16 protein-coding genes are annotated in these 20,065 nt (G+C 32.3%); 4 read left to right on the plus strand and 12 right to left on the minus strand.

Annotation, left to right across the window (positions count from 1 at the left end; all coding sequences use genetic code 11):
• Positions 1-2: 2 nt before the first annotated feature.
• The 4 genes from BUC31_RS17350 to BUC31_RS17365 all read right to left on the minus strand — a co-directional run bounded on the left by BUC31_RS17350 (position 3) and on the right by BUC31_RS17365 (position 7,114).
• Positions 3-2,300 carry an aminotransferase class III-fold pyridoxal phosphate-dependent enzyme gene (locus BUC31_RS17350; RefSeq protein WP_073246625.1) on the minus strand — a complete coding sequence of 766 codons (2,298 nt, stop codon included), beginning with the start codon at positions 2,298-2,300 and terminating at the stop codon, positions 3-5.
• 290 nt (positions 2,301-2,590) lie between these two features.
• On the minus strand, positions 2,591-3,937 hold the full coding sequence (locus tag BUC31_RS17355; protein ID WP_073246627.1) for an OsmC family protein: 1,347 nt from the start codon (positions 3,935-3,937) through the stop codon (positions 2,591-2,593).
• A gap of 678 nt (positions 3,938-4,615) precedes the next feature.
• Positions 4,616-5,215 carry a GNAT family N-acetyltransferase gene (locus BUC31_RS17360; protein WP_073246629.1) on the minus strand — a complete coding sequence of 200 codons (600 nt, stop codon included), beginning with the start codon at positions 5,213-5,215 and terminating at the stop codon, positions 4,616-4,618.
• Between the two features lie 618 nt (positions 5,216-5,833).
• Entirely contained in the window at positions 5,834-7,114 is a 1,281-nt protein-coding gene (locus tag BUC31_RS17365) for a DoxX family protein (RefSeq protein WP_084135081.1), read from the minus strand.
• Between the two features lie 377 nt (positions 7,115-7,491).
• On the opposite strand from BUC31_RS17365, the gene BUC31_RS17370 reads away from it, so the two are divergent.
• Entirely contained in the window at positions 7,492-8,028 is a 537-nt protein-coding gene (locus BUC31_RS17370; RefSeq protein WP_084135082.1) for a DinB family protein, read from the plus strand.
• Positions 8,029-8,385: 357 nt separating this feature from the next.
• On the opposite strand, the gene BUC31_RS20700 is transcribed toward BUC31_RS17370, so the two are convergent.
• Positions 8,386-8,718, minus strand: a complete 333-nt coding sequence (locus BUC31_RS20700) for an immunity protein Imm33 domain-containing protein (RefSeq protein ID WP_073246636.1) — start codon at positions 8,716-8,718, stop codon at positions 8,386-8,388.
• A 296-nt stretch (positions 8,719-9,014) separates the two neighbouring features.
• On the opposite strand from BUC31_RS20700, the gene BUC31_RS17385 reads away from it, so the two are divergent.
• The 3 genes from BUC31_RS17385 to BUC31_RS17395 all read left to right on the plus strand — a co-directional run bounded on the left by BUC31_RS17385 (position 9,015) and on the right by BUC31_RS17395 (position 11,913).
• Positions 9,015-9,710, plus strand: a complete 696-nt coding sequence (locus BUC31_RS17385) for a cupin domain-containing protein (RefSeq protein ID WP_073246638.1) — start codon at positions 9,015-9,017, stop codon at positions 9,708-9,710.
• 182 nt (positions 9,711-9,892) lie between these two features.
• Positions 9,893-10,759 (plus strand): helix-turn-helix domain-containing protein, encoded by an 867-nt coding sequence (locus tag BUC31_RS17390; RefSeq protein WP_073246640.1) that lies wholly within the window; start codon positions 9,893-9,895, stop codon positions 10,757-10,759.
• A gap of 32 nt (positions 10,760-10,791) precedes the next feature.
• The gene (locus tag BUC31_RS17395; protein WP_073246641.1) at positions 10,792-11,913 is read left to right on the plus strand and encodes an acyl-CoA dehydrogenase family protein; all 1,122 of its coding nucleotides are present in this window, start codon (positions 10,792-10,794) and stop codon (positions 11,911-11,913) included.
• A gap of 189 nt (positions 11,914-12,102) precedes the next feature.
• On the opposite strand, the gene BUC31_RS17400 is transcribed toward BUC31_RS17395, so the two are convergent.
• The 7 genes from BUC31_RS17400 to BUC31_RS17430 form a co-directional block, all read right to left on the minus strand.
• Entirely contained in the window at positions 12,103-12,492 is a 390-nt protein-coding gene (locus BUC31_RS17400; RefSeq protein WP_073246642.1) for a hypothetical protein, read from the minus strand.
• Between the two features lie 344 nt (positions 12,493-12,836).
• A complete protein-coding gene (locus BUC31_RS17405) occupies positions 12,837-13,436 on the minus strand; it encodes a GNAT family N-acetyltransferase (protein ID WP_073246643.1) in 600 nt (199 codons plus the stop codon).
• A 399-nt stretch (positions 13,437-13,835) separates the two neighbouring features.
• Positions 13,836-15,119 carry an alkaline phosphatase family protein gene (locus tag BUC31_RS17410; protein ID WP_073246644.1) on the minus strand — a complete coding sequence of 428 codons (1,284 nt, stop codon included), beginning with the start codon at positions 15,117-15,119 and terminating at the stop codon, positions 13,836-13,838.
• A 173-nt stretch (positions 15,120-15,292) separates the two neighbouring features.
• Positions 15,293-16,210 carry a helix-turn-helix domain-containing protein gene (locus tag BUC31_RS17415; protein ID WP_073246645.1) on the minus strand — a complete coding sequence of 306 codons (918 nt, stop codon included), beginning with the start codon at positions 16,208-16,210 and terminating at the stop codon, positions 15,293-15,295.
• Between the two features lie 60 nt (positions 16,211-16,270).
• Positions 16,271-17,137, minus strand: coding sequence for an oxidoreductase (locus BUC31_RS17420; protein ID WP_073246646.1), 867 nt, complete (start codon positions 17,135-17,137; stop codon positions 16,271-16,273).
• 327 nt (positions 17,138-17,464) lie between these two features.
• Positions 17,465-19,186: a hypothetical protein gene (locus BUC31_RS17425; RefSeq protein ID WP_073246647.1), complete on the minus strand. Its 1,722-nt coding sequence runs from the start codon at positions 19,184-19,186 to the stop codon at positions 17,465-17,467.
• A 248-nt stretch (positions 19,187-19,434) separates the two neighbouring features.
• Positions 19,435-20,061, minus strand: coding sequence for an HmuY family protein (locus tag BUC31_RS17430; RefSeq protein ID WP_073246649.1), 627 nt, complete (start codon positions 20,059-20,061; stop codon positions 19,435-19,437).
• Positions 20,062-20,065 lie beyond the last annotated feature (4 nt).

Raw genomic sequence — 20,065 nt, forward strand, 5'->3', positions numbered from 1 at the left:
AATTAAACATCAAAAATTGCCCCATTATTATAATATGCATCTAGAATATCACTGACGGTCGTAACTACTTTCTCTGCATTTTCTTTACTAAAACAAAGTGGTGGTTTTGTTTTAATAACATTATCGTAAGGACCGTCTGTGCTTACTAAAATATGTCTATTTCTTAGTTCATTTTTTATATGGCTTGCTAATGCAGTATTTGGTGTTTTGGTGTTATCCTTTACGATGTCAAAACCTATAAATAGTCCTGAGCCCCGTACATCGCCAATACAGCTATATTTTTGCATAAGATTTTTTAGAAGAGACCTATAATAATCGCCAACAACTTTTGCGTTTTCTTGTAGTTTTTCTTCTGCTATAACATCTAACACAGCACTTGCAATTGCGCAAGAAACTGGATTACCTCCAAAAGAGCTGAAAAACTCTACACCTTTTTCAAAAGATGCTGCAATTTCTTGTGTGCAAACAACCGCTCCCATTGGGTGACCGTTTGCTATGGGTTTTCCTAAAATTACTATATCTGGTATGACACCATGGGCTTCATATCCCCAAAAATGATCTCCTAATCTTCCAAAACCTGTTTGTACTTCATCACTAATACATACTCCGCCTTGTGCTCTAATAGCAGGGTACACCTCTTTTAAATATCCATCTGCTAGGGGAACTTGCCCTGCGCATCCTAAAATTGGTTCACTTATAAATGCAGATATAGTATGTTTACTTTGTGCTATTTGGGAAACTGCATCTTTACCGTATAGCGTTCCTGCATTTGCAATATCAGCTGTGTATTTACCTCTGTACGTATCTGGTAAGGTTGCTTTGATTATATGATTTTTTTGACCTTCCCCTTTAGGGTTATTAAACTTGTAGTCACTAATGTCTATGGCTATTTGAGTGTTGCCGTGGTAACCAGATTCCATGACCATCATGGTGTTACTTTTGGTGTGATTATTTGCCATCCGTACCGCTAAATCACTCGCTGCGCTACCTGAATTCACAAAAAAGACTTTACTAAGATTGGGCGGAAAATGTTTTAATAATTTTTCTGCATAATCTGCTAACTCGTCATAAATATAGCGTGTATTGGTATTTAGTTTCGCCATTTGCCGTTGCGCTGCTTCCACGACTTTTGGGTGTGAATGACCAACATGCGGAATGTTATTATAGGCATCTAAAAACGTATTTCCTTCGGCATCATACATATATTGAAATGCAGACCTAACCATATGAATGGGGTCTTTATAGCTGGTAGATAAAATAGGACTTATATGTTCGTGCCTTCTTTTTAGAAGACTAGAAGTTGATACAGGTTTTTCAAAAGGAAGATTAGCTGCTTTTCTAAATTCGTTTTCAGCATGTATAGGGTTTATGGTCAACCAACGGTAAAGCATTTTCCAAGCAGATTGCTCACTTACGGATGCGTAGCTATTATCTGGATTCACCTTTTGTGCATGTGAAGAATTACAAACACTGGTGCATAACCTAGCTGCTATTAGGTAGTATAGTATACTTATTTCTTTAGCTTCTAGCGGAAGCTTTTCATGATAAGATTTTAGTAATACTACAGCCCACTCTAACGGATTCTCTTTATCATAACACGTATAGGTGATGGCAATTGCTAGTTCATTAATAAGAAAAGAATGAGCTAGATCTCCAAAATCAATAATGCCGGTAACTTTGTTGTTTTGGACCAGAATATTCCATTCGTTAGCATCGTTATGTATAATCTGTTTTCTTAATTCAGGAAAGAGTGGTCTAATATTTTCTTCAAATTGATTAAAAAAGTATCGGACAATATTGCGATCAGTGGCGTTTGTAATATCATCTATATACTTTCTGTTTAGATCAAAATATTGAAGGTCCCATTCCCATTGTCTGCTCTGTATCGTATAATTTTTAAACTCTTTTAATTTTAGGTCTAATTCCGCTAGAAATGCACCCAGAGATTCAATTAATTGCACTGTGTGTGAGACATCACCTAAAAAATCACCTTGTAAAAACGATAGCATACGGCATATAGAAGGTTGCTCTTTTATGGAAAAAGTACCTAGATAAGAACCATCTTTAAACGGAATTGGTTTTGGAACTTTATTTTTAAAATCACTTTGTAGAAATAACAGGGTATCATTCTCTGCTTTCACCATGTCAAATGATACTTCTGAGTATTTATAAGTTTTATAAATATAAGAGGAATCTGAGGTGCTAATGCTGTAATTTAAATTATCATAACCGTCAAGTTGTTTACAATCAGTAACTTGAATCCCAAATTCCTTTTCTATAAAATTATTCACATTAGACATATTCTCAAATTATATTCTAGCTAAAACTTCATCAGAAATCTAGCTATCTCATAAATATACAACCCCTAAAGTTACTATTGAAGTAGAAATGTTTTATTTGATTTCATGAATTACATTGATAAGCTAGATGGTACTTTATCATAATTTAAACTTTTAAAATATGTTGATATTATAGGCTAGGGGTAGTCTATGATGAGGAATTTGATATAAAAAAAGCAGCAAAAGCATAAAGTTTTTGCTGCGTGGGATAACAGCTTAATAAATGAACCTGTTTCCTAAACTGATCAGCTTTAATGAATAGGTTGCCCGTTCAAATAGAAGTGAGTGTTCATTTCAGTTGCACTTTTTAATCCTTCGCCTGCAAAGCATAACGATAAAGATTTCTTATAAAAATACTCTAACCTTTCTTGAGATTCATTTGATGCTACTAGAACGTATGAATGAACTGTACCAATGTGATCAACCATTTTTGTAGAATCTATAGCTTCTTGTTTAAAATCAATCTGGTCTTCAACTCGGTAATCAGTATACTGTAAATTCATCATAGCACTCGTTAATGTCGTCTGTGAAGTTAAACAAAGCGCAGTACCTAAAGTGAAATATTCAAGCGAGGTAGGTGCAAGAGGCTTATCATTTTTGTCGCTAAATTCATCTGCATATATTTCCCATGTTTCTTCAGAAGGTGTTGAAATAGTGATTTTAGTTAGATAAGGTCTTTCACTATTATTTGTTGATTCAGAAATAGCGAATATTTCAAATTCCAAATCATCCATAGTATTTAGCATTTCAAAAACTCCTTCGTTTTTAGGTACTTCTAATTCTAAAAATTCTGGTAACGTAGCGCTACTGGTAACAGAGGTCAATAAGAAATCTACATCATAAGAAATTTCAGAGGCAGATGTACCTGGTGTTGCCTTATAAGTGTCAAAATTATTTCCGTTAATTACTAAGTGCGGTTCTATAACTGTTTCATTTTTTAAGGCATTTCCTGCTGTCCATGCTTGGAGGGCAAGGTTGATTACATCTTGAACTTTAGCTTGAGATACATCGCTATCAATAATAATATTGGTAGTAGTTACATCTAAAAATCCTGCCCCATTGCTTGATGACATTTTGTTCCAACGAAATTTATTTAATACTTCTACTTTTATATTATTTAATAACACATCTTTTTCTTTTGCCGTTTTCAACAGTTGTGTATGTAAATTTGAAGAGATACCTGCAGTGTAATAGCTAAGTGGTGATGGACCAAACGGATAAGCGCCTTCCGCTGCACCTTCATCTGCAAGTACCTGCCAACCTGTGTAATCATCTATACCTAAAGTTTGAACCATGCCTTTTTTAAGCATACGTGACTTTTCATTTTTCACCATTTCTGTGATTGCGACTGTATAGCTATTTTTAGAAATAGTATCAACCACACTAGGTTCAAAAGATGCCGGAGCTAAGGCTTCCTCATTACGTTCAATTACTTGATATTCTTGATAGTTATCATAGCTTTCACCTTTAGACATCATGAACAAAATCATGTTTCGCTGCTCTGTAGGCATTGAAAACCAAATTACTGCTGCTACAACACCTATAATTGACAGAATGACTACTAAAGTTTTAAGGATAAAATTTTTCTTCTTTTTCATGATTGTAGTTTAATTGTTTGAAAAACAAATAAATAGTACCGCAAGTTACTTTGTAGTCTGTTGAAAATGTATGACTTAAATCAGTAGCTGCGCTTATATACAGGTTTTTTCAAAATCGATGATTTAGAAGAATAGGTTATCGGGATTTTTGTTGGTTAGAAATCTGTTTGTTAAGATATTTGGTATTTGTTGATATGGACTTACTCTAAAAAAAATTGAGCAACATTACGTATATCTGTAGCTAATTGTTCATTCTCATAAACAGATTTCATTAGCAGAATTTAAATCACCTGAAGCCAATATCTTATTTTCAATTATTTCGCACTGTCCATAATAAATATGTCATAAGCTTTTATTCAGTGACAAATTATTCTTTACAAAATGATGAGAATAAGAACTGTTTTTTGCAGTATACATAATACCCCAAATGGATCATATAATTAATTTTGAGAAAAAGAATAAAGGAATATAAGTATTCGTTTTCAGTGCTTTTTAAATTGAATTTTAACGGTAGTAAAATATAGAATAACAGTTAAGTTAGTGTTGCAGTTATAATTCGTTTCAAAAATCAATTTAGCAGAATCTAAAGCTATTTTTTAGACGTAATTTCTGTTTAATAAATTCGAAGGCAATGCATTTTAGGGGTTAAAGTATCCGTTTTTTTTTAATACTAATCTCTTAATAGGTTTCAAATTCAGAAAAGAGTTCATTTTTAAGCTCGCTCCATTCGTTTTTAATGATACTATAATAGACGTCAGTTCTACTTTCTCCATTAGATGCGATGTAATTATTTCTAAAAACACCTTCCTTTTGTGCGCCTAATTTTTCAATTGCTTTTAATGACCTTAAGTTAGCTTTATCTGCACTAAATTGTATTCTTCTAAACCCAATTTCTTCAAAGCCAAATTTCAATAGTTCATACTTGCAGGCTTTGTTTATACCTGAACCTTGAAATTCTGTTCCGTACCAGGTCCATCCAATTTCGCATTTTTGGCTAGAGGTGTTTAAGTTGCCGTATCTTGTACTGCCTGCAACTTTATTGGTTAGTTTGTCTATAACTAGAAACGGATAGCACAAGCCGCTGTTTTTGTCTTTAATCGTCTTTGAGATGTAATTCTTTAAGCCTTGTTCGTTATTTACGCTCATTCCCATAAATTCCCAGATTTCTTTATCGAAAATTATTTCTTTGAGCTCTTCATTTCGTTCATTCTCAAAAGGGAGCAATAGTACACGATCGTTTTCAAGCTGAATTTTTGTTTTTAATAATTTTGGTTTCATTTTTAATTTCTAATAATTTTTAATTTATGGTAAGTAGGGTGGTAGACAAACAATTATTTTCGATACATCTACAATTCATTATTTTTAATGCTAAATCAAAATATTTGGTAGATTTTGTAAACGTATAATGATTCGAGAGATAACCGCAAATTGCTCTATCTTTTTTAGCTAATATTAATCAATCGTTTCATATACTAAATGTCTCAGTTTCATTAAAACAAAAGTGAATACACAGAAAATCATTAAAAAGAGCTACAATAGATACCGTAACATTTTTTTTCTAATGATTTTCAGCTTGTTTCTTCTCAAGTTCTATTCCACATAATTTCACCATCATTTCCTATATGGAGCCACCTATATCTCTATAAATTCGCACATGTAGCATTCTTAATGTAAACTATGAATAAAAATAATAAGTGGAATGGAAAGGAGCTAATTGCCATTCTTACTTTGTTTTTTTCAATCTTTTTGCTTCTTTCTTTTCTTTAGCTGTTTTTACTGGTTCCTTTTTTACATTTTTCTTTGCATCTTGACTTTTACCCATAACTTTTTATTTAAATAATTAGTAGCCTATTTTCAATCGTTCTTTAAACCTATTCTTTATGTAGAATTTGAAATTTATTCCAAATCTCTAATCCAACGAATTCTATTTCGTGTTAATCTATAATCGTTAAGAGTTTTGGTGCTTGTTTTCATCCAAAGGGAATCCCCTTTAAATATGCCTTGATAAATATAAACTTTATTCTCAAGGGCTTTGTAAGTTAATTCGTGAGAGGTTTGGTCATCACCATATAAATCTGTTAAATGTAATTTTTTGGTCAATGTATCTGCTGTAAACTTGTAACGATCGGTTGTATTATCTTCATTTAAAACCATTAAGGTTTCGGGTAAATAAGATAAATCGTTTATCCTTATAACATTCCAGCGATTACCATTAATTTTATTCTTAGGTATTGTATCTCCATTCTTTACAAATATTTCAATGTCATGTGAACTTGTAAAATTTTCATAATGATTACTATGCTGTTGTTCTATTCTTTCTGTCAAGTCAAGGCTAAACGAGACAAAAACATATAGCAATAATGCACCTTTAGTGATATATCTAATGTTTCTGCTTTTTGATCCTTCAAAAAGAGGCATGTAGATAGCCGCAGTGGAGGGTCTATTTCTTAAGAAAAAAACATATAATTGTTTTAAATCATCCCACATTAAAACCACAATCATAATAAGTAAATGAATCGCAAACATCTTAACAATGACGTCGTACCCGATATCCATTAATACAACATTAGTCATCGCTATTAACAACAAAAAAGCACCTAAAGAAGTTGTTCTTCTAAATAGTAACAGCAAGCCGCCTACAACCTCTATCAACCCTGCAGTAATACCATAGAATTTAGAATAACTCATAAAAGCCCATACCAAATTCATTCCATTATGTTCGCCAATTGGAGTTTCTAAGCTATCAATATCCATTGTGCCAAACTGTAGTAAGAACACTTTTGAAAGCCCATAAAGAATTAGCGTAAGACCTATATGATATCTAAGTATTGTTTGTAAAAGTATTTTAAGTTTATTGTTGTACTCTTTTTTAATTTTAGAATCAATGAATACCCAAATTAATGCACCTATTAAAGAAATTACAGCAACCAAAAGAAACCTGGTAAAATCATATTTAGAGTCCAAACCGTTTAACAATATATCTTTGTTGTATTCCCAACCCAAAAATATTTCTCCAAACCCTATTGTAATTCCCTTCCAAAATGAAAAATTATTTGTATCAATCTCATTGATATACTCAAATCCGTATGGATAGATGTACAAGAGAAAATATAGAAATACAAATCGTAATATGAGCTTCTGTATTGTAGTCAATGGTTTTGGTTTAAGAGAACTCAATGAGTGTTAATTTTTAATCTTTGGTAGCGGTTAGTCTAGTATGTTTAGTTCTCAGTTTGAAGATACTATAATTATATAAATAGAGAATAGTGATTAAGTGGTTGAGTACTCAATTACTATTTAATTTTTACTAACGAGATTTACTGTAAACCATTGATATATAGGGTAGATTGTGTTCGTTTGGTTTTTAATTGGCTAGCTTTTAAAAAAAACAAGAAACTTCGACCGCTGAATATTCAAAATCTTGCTTGTTATTTTGTTTATAAGTAAGGGGAATTCCAACTTTTAACGATTAGACCGCAATGGTTTATAAGAGTAATTGAAAGATATTTAAAAGCTTATATCTATCTTGTGTAATCGTTTAATTCTTTTTAATTATGAAAAATTTAGTTCTAATAATAGTGGTCATTTTTTGTACGGTTATGACTTATGGGCAAACTGAAATTGTTCCAAAAACTCCCTTCACTAAAACCTATTTAGCTGTTTGGCTTGCAGCTAGTGAACACTCATTAGATGTAGCTAAAGCAATGCCAGAAGAACTGTATTCGTATAAACCAACAGCTGTAAGTAAGTCTTTTGGTGAACAAATGGTACATATTGGATATACAGTGGAGCTACTTACAAAACGTTATGTGCAAGGAATGGAAGTAAAACCCAATACACCTGATGCTTTGAAGATGACGAAGGCTGAGATTATTGAATTGTTACAAAATGGGTTTGCTTATACTACGAATGTAATTGGTACCATAGAACAGGAACAATTAGATGAGTCTTGTGTAATGTATCATAGTGGTAATATTGTGAGTAGGGCATTTGCCTTTTTTTATGTACAAGATCATATGACCAACCACAGGGCCAAAGCAAATTTATATCTTCGAATGAATAATATACAACCACCAGAATACACTTGGTAAAAAAGCACATTAACTCTTTGAAGTTCTGTTTTTATAGATGTTTAACGACGCCTTTGCAAAGCGTAGTTCAAAGGCAAGTAAACTTTAGGATTCCGTTTTCGCACTAAGCGAAAGCTTATTGTATAGTTTTATTTTTTCTTGTAGATAGCTAAATCCATTCCCGATAGCTATCGGGATTAGCGATTTCATAAATATACACATACCTTTCGGTTTAGCCCTAAGGTCCCCATTGTGTTTAGGTAGTGTTACCCAACCTATTTTCTGTCCGAGTTGTTTTCCCCTCAATATTGGTAAGACCATCAGCACAACAGTTGCGTTTGAGTAAGAAGTACATCCTTGTAATGTTTTCAAGTACATTTATTCCAACCGAGTTATTTTCTCGTCAAACCATACATTTTCATAACCTTTATCATCGATTTGAAATCTAAAACCAATATCAAGGCTTAGATATTTTAAAATTGCGGGTTGCATTTCGATTAAATGTTCAGCGTGAATAGGTTTGAAAAAATCAGTAGAATCTGACCATTCTTCGCTCCAAATGTACCAACCATTCATTGTTTCGTGTTTTGGATGACGTAACCCGTTTATCGGTGTAAATTCTAAATCAGTTCCTAATCCAATAAACAGCTGTTCATTAATCGGTATTAAGTCCGAACTATACTTTTTGCAAATTGCTTTTTGAGCTTCGATATGTTTTTAAAATTTTTAAATTTTTCAAAATGTTAGCTAACGTGTTAGAATATGAAAAGTTCCGTATTTACATGCTAAAAATTTCCGAAGAAAATTTAGACATAGCAAACGTGCAACGACCTTTTGACTAAGTTGAAAATATCAATTTTATATGTTCTAAGTGTTATTCTTTCAAAATTATCATTTTGACATACTCAGTCAATTTATTGAAAGCCCTAGTCAGTTAAAGTACTTATATTCTCTCTAGTTTTGATTTGTGAAACAAGAAGTTAATAATAATCATAAATATTTCGACCATGCTTAAAAACAAAAAGAACATTAAAGTAATGAAATTAGTTGCCATTACTATATTATTTACCATCGCTCAAGGTTGTGGTGAAAATGTGGATAAATCTGAGAAGAAAGATGACTCACTAGCTGAACTTTCTCTTGACGAAAAAGAAGAATCTCATATTCATGATAGTTCCACGCATTCACATACTAGCAAGAGAATAGTAAAGCCAGAGGACGCTCAACAATTGTGGATATTTCCAGAGAGCAAAGACAAACTTGGGTCAGGTGGGTTGCTTCAAATTTATATGGACCCTGAAAGTCACCCTGATGCTTCTTCAGGTTTTTCAAAATACGAGTTGGGTGTAGGTGGAGCCTTACCAGAGCACAAGCATAACAAAACGGAAGAAATCGCTTATTTTCTGTCAGGAACAGGTATCGTTATTAGTTATAAGGACGATGTTCGTATAGAAACAATTGTTAAAGAAGGCTATGTATGGTATACTGCACCTGGTGAGTGGCATTCATTTCAAAACACTGGTAATGAACCTTTAAAACTGGTATTTGCAACGGTGCCAAATGCTAAACACGGTCTATTGAATTTTTTCAAGAAAGTAGGGGTAGAGCCAGGGCAAGAACCGTCTAATGCCTTAAGTGCAGAGGAATTTGCCAAATTGGCATCGGACAATGATCTTATTTTAAAACCTGCAGAAATCGATTAAAAATCTATTTTTGGTTTTGTATTAAGTTGATACGAGAAACTTGTTTATCTCATGATAAAATAATAGACAATTGAGATGTATACTTGGTGAAAAGATAAGTTGTATCAGTATAATCTGTTTACTATGAGTTAGTTCTATTGAAAAATTGTACTTTTCAAAGTGAAATATTTACAAAGTAAATTATGGGTAACGGTTACGACATTGCAAAAAACACACCTACATTCAAGAAAATAGAAGTGTCGTCACTTCTATTTTCGGAATATAGATGTACGGAGACAAAATCCATATTCACTACTTGGAACCATCTTAATTATTTTATTTACGTATTAGAAGGTAAAAAGAAATGGCGAACGCTAGAGCATAGCTATATGGTTCATGCCAATGAGGTACTTTTTGTTAAAAAAGGGGCAAATATTATTGAGAAGTATTTTGATTCGGATTTTTGTGCCATAGTAATCTTTATTCCAGATTCTTATGTCAAGGATTTTATGTCACAAAAACCTGAAATAGGAGCCAATCAAAAAAGTAGTCTTCAAAGTGATAGTGCAATTCCTCTGAAAATGGATAGAACGTTAATTACGTATTTTACTTCCATATTAGATTATTTTTTTAATGAAGAAAAGCCTTCAAAATATTTGATGGAAATTAAATTTCAAGAATTATTGGTCAATATTTTGTCTTTGCCCTATAACCCAGAAATAGGGAGCTATTTTAAACAGATAGCCCAAGAAGTAAAACCATCCCTCAAAAATATAATGGAGTCTAATTTTGTGTATAATTTGTCTCTAGAAGATTTTGCAAGATTATCGCACAGAAGTTTAAGTACTTTTAATCGCGATTTTTATAGTGCTTATGGTACATCACCAGGAAAATGGCTCACTAAAAAAAGGCTTCTTCATGCGAAACGATTATTAGAGAATACCAACCTAAAAGTATATGAAGTGGCTTTTGATAGTGGATTTGAAAGCCCAGCCCATTTTGCCAGAGTATTCAAAAGCGAAAATGGTATTACTCCTTTAAAATTTCAAAAAGCACAATTGCCTGTTTGAAAGGCGTCATTGATTAAAATTTCAGATGTATTATGAATACTTATGAAAACAATTTAAAGAAATGGTTGGGGCTAATAGACCAACTCGGTAATCAATTAACTGAAAATGGAATAGCCCATGATCAGGTAGATACTTTTGTAGCCGATAATTATGGATTATTGAAAAAGCATGGATTTCTAATAGCCATGATACCGCAAGCATTAGGAGGTTATGGAGTTTCCTTTACCAACATGTGTGCTATATTGGTTAGAATAGCGCAATATTGTTCTTCTACAGCTTTGGCACTTTCAATGCACCAGCACTTACTAGCCGCAAATATTTGGAAATATAAACAAGATGGCACTGGAGAAGAGTTTCTAAAAAGTGTAGTAGATAATAAGTTAGTGTTGGTTAGTACCGGTGCTCGTGACTGGTTAGATTCTAATGGCACCATGAAAAAAACTGAGAATGGTTATTTGGTCTCGGCAAAAAAACAATTTGCGAGTCAATCTGCAGTAGGCGATCTTTTGGTGACCAGTATTCCTTTCAATGATCCAAAAGAGGGGTGGCAAGTACTCCATTTTACGGTACCAATGATATCTGAAGGAATACGACTGTTAGATGATTGGCACACACTGGGAATGCGTGGTACAGGGTCACAGACCGTAGTGCTTGATAATGTATTTGTTCCGGAAGACGCTATAGTAATGAAAAGAGCAAAAGGTGAATTTCCTATGTTTTGGAATGTTGTTTTAACTGTTGCATTACCTTTAATAATGGCACCTTATTTAGGCATCGCAGAAAAGGCGATGAAAATAACGTTAGAAAAGTCAAAAACAAAACAAAGCAGACCTCTTCATTGTACTTTGATGCTTGGAGAAATTTATAATAGCCTTACATTGGCTCAAGTGCTTCATAAAGATATGATTGAAATAGCTAATGATTTAGATTTTCAGGCTGAAGAAAAAACAGGTGTTGAAATATTGACTAGAAAGACATTGGTAGCAAATGCATGTACAGAAACTGTCAATAAAGCAATGGAAACAGTAGGCGGACAAAGTTTCTACCGAATATTTGAACTTGAGCGACTCTTCCGCGACATGCAAGCAGTTGGTTTTCATACATTGCCTGAAAAACAACAGCAGCATTTTACAGGAGAGTTTTTATTGAAATAGTAAATTATTGCTAACGGTTTGGCTATAAGCGGTATGGGAACAAACTATCGTTTGCATTTCGCCACGCACATAGCGTTTCTTTTGTTTTGAACAACCGTACCGAAGGGGTATATTCGGTAGGGTTTTTTCGTTTTCTTGTCGAAAGCGAAATTCTAAAGATTTATCTTCTTTATCATTTTTTCGACTACTCTAATCATCCATTTTAGCTTGAGTAATATCGCTAAAAGTAGGAGGGTTTTCAGTAAAACTTCCAACCCCTTTTTTATTTACTTTGAAAAGCACATCTTTTGTTGTGGTGAATAATACAACTGTCAAGAAAGATGTTTTAAGATGAGATTTCAAAATAATAAAAGCCTCATCTAAAGTGAGCTCTTCGGTTTGATCTTCGGTCTCTCTAGATCTGTAACGTAATTTAAGTAAGACTTTAAAGCCATTTTCAGAATAGATGGGTCTTACGAATATATTTCTCAAATTAGGCTTACCAATGGTCTTTGCCATGGTTAGTTTCGCAAAGGTACCTTCTTCAACACTTTCTGTTACTTGTTTCCAGAAAATAAGAAATTCATCTTGATAGGTCATAAATTATATATTGAAGAGCAAAACTACGAATTACCTAAGTAATGAATTTTGTATTCCTTTATAATATATACAGAAGCAAGTGTCAAAAAAGGGGCATTATAATGAATATTGAAAAAAGAATAAAGGTATATAAGTATTCATTTATAGTGCTTTTTAAATTAAATGTTGATAAAAGTCAATTATGGTATAAGAGTTAAGTTCTTGTTTACTGTTATAATTCTTTTCAAGAATCAATTTAGCAGAAACTAAAGGTATTTTTCAGAAACCCTTTCTGTTTAATAAAATCAATGACAATGCATTTTAGGAGTAACTGTATTTAGTTTTTATTTTAAAATACTAAGCTCTTAATAGGTTTCAAATTCAGAAAAGAGTTCATCTTTAAGTTCGCTCCATTCGTTTTTAATGATGCTATAATAGACATCAGTTCTACTTTCTCCATTTGATGCGATATAGTTATTTCTAAAAACACCCTCCTTTTGTGCGCCTAATTTTTCAATTGCTTTTAAGGACCTTAAGTTAGCTTTGTCTGCGCTAAACTGAATTCTTCTAAAGCCAATTTCTTCAAAGCCAAATTTCAATAGTTCATACTTGCAGGCTTTGTTTATACCTGTGCCTTGAAATTCTGTTCCGTACCAGGTCCATCCAATTTCGCATTTTTGGCTAGAGGTATTTAAGTTGCCGTATCTTGTACTTCCTGCAACTTTATTGGTTAGTTTGTCTATAACTAGAAACGGATAGCATAAGCCGCTATTTTTGTCTTTAATCGTCTTAGCAATGTAATTCTTTAAGCCTTGTTCGTTATTTACACTCATTCCCATAAATTCCCAGATTTCTTTATCGAAAATTATTTCTTTGAGCTCTTCATTTCGTTCATTCTCAAAAGGGAGCAGCAATACACGATCGTTTTCAAGCTGAATTTTTGTTTTTAATAATTTTGGTTTCATTTTTAATATCTTAGAATGTTTAATTTATGGTAAGTAGGGTAGTAGACAAACAATTATTTTGGATACATCTACAATTCAATTTTTTATATTTTTTTAAAGCTAAATCAAAAATGCTTGGTAGACTTTGTAAACGAATAATGATTTGTCCGAAGGAAAATTCAGCCAAATCTAAAGATAGCTATTAGCGCGTGATTTCCGTTTGGGAAATCCGCAAACAATGAATTTTAGGCTTTTTTATACAGTGTTTATTATTCATCCAATAAATCTAATTTCCAACCTGGGTTTATACGTTTTTCTTTCCAATCCCAATATGTTTCGTAAAAGTCATCATGAAGCATGGAGTCCATTTTATTTCCATCATTAATCTGCTGCCTTTACTTTATAGTTCTTGCTTGTTTTTTACTCTTTTAAAACGCTTTCGATTTGATGTATATCACCATCAATTAATTTTGGAATTTCTAGGTCTAATATCTTACACATTAATGGATAGAGATGAATGTTTTTTACGGAAGGTATTTCGTAACTATTTTTAAAGGCTGGACCAATCGCATAAAATATCCCATGCATTTCTTTGTATTTGCTATCATACCCATGAACTCCAAAGGTTGTAACACCCTCTTCAATTAGAGCGTCTTTGCGTCTTTGATTCCAAAAATGATAACCGTAGTCTGGTATTAATTGTATTGCACCCCAGTTTTTATTTTTTGGGATATACTCAAAACCTGGTGTATTCTCAGTTTTATAAGCTTTGAAATTACTTTCCTTATTTCTTAAATATTGAAGTACAGAATCTATTTCAACATCTTTTTTAGGATGAATATTTACTATTGTACCATTTTCAATCGTCATGAACAAGTCATCGTTTTCGATGGAATCTATGGGAATAATTTTGTCAGTAGACTGATTTCCCATGCCATGATCAGAGACTATCATAATATTTACAGGAAGTTCGGTTTCTGTTACTCTTTTAAACAAATCGCCTAAATTTCTATCCAAATCAAATAACGCCTTTTTTAATTCTTCATCATTGATACCAAATTGATGTCCAATTTTATCTAAATCATTAAAATATAAAGTAATAAAATGTGGTCTGCGTTTATCTTTCAAGTTTAACCAATGTATTGCTTGATTAACTTTTTCATCATTTTTAACGCTATTGTCAAATGTATAATAGTACGTAGGTCTTATTCCTTGAATAGCTGCTTCTGTACCTACAAAGAAATAACTGGCAGTGACAATATTTGCCTTACTTGCCGCTACCCAAATTGGTGAACCTCCATAAAAGCTTCCATCTTCTGCCATTCCCGGACTTCTTTTATTAAAGAGTGTGTCCTTTTTATAATCATAAAATATATTCCCTATTATTCCATGTTTTTCAGGATAAAGCCCAGTAGCAATAGTATAATGGTTTGGAAAAGTCTTGGTAGGAAATGAGGGTATTAATGATTCTGCTTTAACACCTTCTTTAATGAATGCACTCAAATGTGGGGGCTGATATTTTTCTACATAATCCCATCTAAAACCATCAAGAGAGATTAAGATTAAATAAGGATTTTGTTGAGCAGTTTTTGAGTCTGTATTCGCATTGGAATTAGCCGGACTTACTATTTTTTTATTACAGGAACTCAATAAAATCATTCCAATAATAAAAACTGATGTAAGTAATACTTTTCGTTTTATCATTTTGGTTGATTTTTAGAGGTAGCAGGTAACGGTTTTGTGTATGGTTAGTTGTTTGTTTCGGCAACTGATTTAGTATACAAAAACGAACGCGAGAAAATTCCGAAGGAATTTTCCAAATAAGCACTTGCCCAAGCAATAAATTATATACGTTATTGTGCGTTCGTTTTTTTTGTTCAATTGAATGAAGCTCTAAATTCCAATGGTGTTTGATTGGTCTTGGATTTAAATAATTTGTTGAATGATTGTGAATGTTCATAACCCAATTCATACGCAATTTCACTTACAGACAAATTTGTGGTAGATAACTTTATCTTGGCTTTTTCAATTAATTTATTGTGAATATGTTGTTGTGTTGTTTGTCCTGTTAATTTTTTTAGCATAGTACTTAAATAATCTGTTGTAAGATTTAAGTTTTGTGATACTTCTTGAACAGTAGGCAAGCCTTTGTCAAAAACACTATCTTCTTTAAAATATTCTTCCAATAGAATTTCCAATTTATCCAATATTTGGTGATTGGATTTTTTACGTGTCAAAAATTGACGCTGATAAAATCTCTCAGCATAGTTAAGTAATAATTCTAATTGACTTATGATGATTTGTTGACTGAATTGGTCAAGGTTCGCTTGATATTCGCTCTTTATATTTTGAAGTATTTCAAAGATTTTTTTTTCTTCCTTTTCAGATAAAAAAAGCGCTTCCCGAACGGAATAATTCAAAAACGTATATTTTTTTATGTCTTTCGCGAGAGAAGTGCCAAATAGAAAATCAGGATGGATTGCTAAAATCCATCCTGATTTTCTATTGCTCAAATCTTCTTCTATCAATTGGACTGAAATTACTTGTTCTGGTGAAAAAAAAGTCATTAATCCCTCATCAAAATCATATGATTCTTGACCATAACGATATTTACCAACAACATTTCGTTTTACTGAAATCGTATAAAATTCTTGAACCCACTTTAATTCATTGTTTATAGGTGTTGGTTTTATTTCGCTATAATCTATCAGACTAATCAATGGATGTTTAGGTGAAGATATGTTGTTGAATCGATGAAGTTCGCTTATTGTTTTTAACCTTGTTGGAATAGACATTTATAATAGTATTACGGTTATTAGCGCTTTTTTATCATACAATTTAGTTGCATAAACTATTTAAAAAGGAAAATCTGCTTTTGTTGTTTCTTTAGCCCAATCCCATAGCTTAGCATTTAAGGTTTCATCTAAAGCTGCTGCATCAATTTTTGCTAAAGCTGGTTTTCCTTTTTGTTCATTATGACCATCTGGTCCCCAATATTGTCCTCCCTTTACATCTTCACGCAAGCAAGCGGCTAATGTAGGTTGAGCACCTTCTTTGGCAGTCATTAGTTCAAGTGACGCAAGCATATCCTTATCCATATGTACTTGCAAATCTGTTTTACTAAATCCTGGGTGTGCGGCTAAAGATTTGATTTGACTCCCATTTAGTTTCAATCGTTTGTTAAATTCTAGCGCAAAAATAATATCTGCCAATTTACTTTGTCCGTACTCTCTCCAATTATTATACTCTTTCTCTAATCGGAAATTATCAAAATCGATAGCAGCACCTCTATGAGCAATACTACTTAATGTGACAACTCTCGAACCCTTTGTTGATTCTAATAAATTAAAAAGATGACCCGTAAGGGCAAAATGACCAACGAAGTTTACTCCGAACTGAGTTTCAAAACCATCTTCAGTTTTTGATTGTGGTGGAATCATTATTCCTGCGTTGTTAATCAACAAATCGAGACTTGATTCAGCTTGTATCACATTGTCTGCAAATGCTTTCACAGAACTCAAACTTGCCAAATCCAACTGTTCATAAACTAATTTGCCTGTTCCTTCGTTAATCTCCATTTTTTGGATAGCTTTAAGTGCTTTTTCTTGATTACGACAAGCAATATATACTTTTGCTCCTTTTTTGTACAAATCCACGGCGGTTTCATATCCAATACCTGTGTTTGAACCTGTTACGATTGCTGTTTTACCTGATAAATTCATATTTTATTTTTTTAATTAAAATAATGAGACAAATTTATCCGTGTTATTTATGATTAATGTATCCAAATCCTTTATAGTTGTAGCCGAAAATATTTCTAGTTTCGTGAGTTCTTTTAAAATGTTTGCCAACGGCTTGGCTATGAACAGTACGGGAGCAAACTAGCATTTACTTTCCGCCACGCACATAGCTAAATCTTTTTGTTTTGTTTTATCTTTTTTGTTTAAAGCAAAATCCCAAAGATTTTGCGGACATCATAAATATACACAAACCCTGCGATTAAGCCCGAAGCCCTTATTTTTTATAGGTTTTGTTGTACACAGGCTTTTTTATTTTTGAGTAAGTTTTTCAATTAACTCTACAAAACTTAATTCTTTCGTTTCCAACATCGCATCCATTAAAGTTTTTCTAAATCTTAAAGCTAGTTTAGGCAACTTTGAATCAATTAAAATCAACCCTTTTTCGTTACTATGGTAACTATGCATTATTGAATTCCTTTGCGAATAGCAGTCCCATAAAAGCCTTGTGTAATATGACTTTAATTTTTTGTTATTTGTAATTAAATTTTGCCTTTCAAATAAGTAATTAACAAAAGGATGGTTGACTTCTTTTTTTATTATTTGAAAATCAAAATTATTTGAATTTCTAATTTCTACAAAGTGTTTTTGCGACATTTCTAATTGACTGGCGGAAGAATTTATTACTGAATTAATCAAATAATTACGGATAAGTGATTTTTCAGTTTTGTTGGAACTCAGAACTAGAATTGAAGAGATAATATTTATTATGTTAGTTGTATTTTCTGAAACGACTTTCAGTAAAGTTTCAAAATAGTGCCAATAATCTTCTGGACTTCTTGAAATTTGAGATTTAACGTGCAAGTATTCATAATTCAGAAAATGCTCTCTACATTTCTGATTGACTTTTTTTAATAATAAAAATGGATTGTTTTCAAGTGATTTTTTATTCCATTGCGAAATAGTGTGGCTGTTTTCTTTTCGACTCCATTTCGAGCTTAAATTTTTAAAATCAGTCGTTACAATATAAGAGTGGTTTTCAAATAAAGAATTTGCTCCGCATTTATAGTCTAAGAATTCTAGCTCTCTTTTTATAGTATTGATAGCAATTTGTTTTGCAATTCTATTACTTGATGAGCTTACTTTTACTGTTGCTAAAATCATATCTTTCTTTAAAAAGAAATCTTGAGAAAAAGGTTGCTTTTTAACATGAACTTTAAGAGTCTCTAGTTTTTCATTTTCCGGGTGATAAAAAGTTACTTGGTCATATTTAAATCTAAATGTTCTCTCTGCTTGTATATTATAAATTCTAAAAACAAAATATTCTTGCTTTTTAGTTTCTTTCAAAAAATGTAAAATTCCTTCGAATTGTTGGTCGAATGTTCTATTCTCGATGTATTCTTTTTTCGCTTCTAATAGGTTGTCTTTATTTTCTTTTAGAAAAGATTTAGGAAAAGGAAAATTGTTAATGTCCTTTGTAATTATCCTTGAGAAAGTTTCAATTATGTCGTCTTGTGCTCTATTTGTTAAAAGGAACTCACTTATTAAAATATTTGTGTGATGAATTAAATCACTTTGATGTTCAGATATGTTGTGAATACATTTTAGAAAGCTAATTATTTCTTTAAGCGATTTTTTGAACATAACCTTCTTAAGCTCTATACTAAAACGAATTAAAGAAGATTTGAAATTTTGATTTTCATTTATCCATTTAACTTTTTGGTTAGGTTTACCTTCTTTTTTGTATTCTTCAAAAAGGTTAGAAACAAGAGAATGATTTTTATATTCTTTAAAGTATTTATTATCCTTTTGAAGAAAAGGATGAGTTAAATAACTATCAATATATTTAGAACAATTATTATTGTTATGCACAATTTGAAAAATCATTTTTTCAACTAAGGAAAGGTGATTTTCAACATCAATGTAATCACTTTTTTCAATCTGTGCAGCCGCAAAGTTATAATAGTCAGCAAAGAAATTAACCTTAGTTTCAACTAGTTTTTCAGGATGAGTAATTTGATTTAGAAAAGACATTTGATATTAAAGCGAGAATTTTTTTTTAGCTTGTGTACAACAATTAAATATATAACATATGTTATATATCCTGCCAATATGAGATATATAAAACATATGTTATATATATCTCATATTGGCAATATACCAAATTACATGTGAAGAAAACTCCTACTAGTTTTAAACTGTATTAATATGTGATATTCACAAAGCAAAAAAAAGCCCGCCTTTACAGACGAGCTTTTATAAACAACTTAAATTAAAACAAACTACTCAAAAGAAGTTTCCCCTATATTAGGGTTATATACATAATTAAAGGTGAAGTAAGGTGTTGCATCTGCAAACGCATCTGGTTCGGCAGGGGCGTTTTCATAGTAGCTAATAATCTCTACTTTGGCATAATTACCTTCTGTTGTTCTAATTACAAATATTTTACCTGGTATTGGTGTAATAACGTGTGATGGTGGTCCGGCGTAATTGTACCATCCATTGTCACTACCTGTAGGTATGGTAAATGCAGCATCGGCATCTTGGTTAAAAGATAGTCCGTCAGCTGTAGTTACGCTTGCCAATGTACCTGTTACTATGGCTACACCTGCATTTCCGTTGCGTACAGGTTCATCTGCAGTACCGGTTTCTGCGCCGCCGTTTATGGCTATGGTTGTTCCTCTAAAGGCTATATCCCAATCTGTATCGCTAGTGGTAATTGCGCCTGTTTCAAAATCGAATTTTGTAAACTCCCCGCCAACAGCTTCTCCTTGTCCACCTGTTTGTGGTGCATATAGGTTGCTTACAGTTTCCGTTTGTATCGGTTCTGCTGGGGTGTTGTCATCGTCGTTACTGCAAGAGGCGAATGCCACTGCTAAAAATGCTACTGCTAAAATGTTCTTCGTCATGGTA

This window comes from Maribacter aquivivus, assembly GCF_900142175.1.
In the GTDB taxonomy this organism is placed as follows: Bacteria; Bacteroidota; Bacteroidia; order Flavobacteriales; family Flavobacteriaceae; genus Maribacter; species Maribacter aquivivus.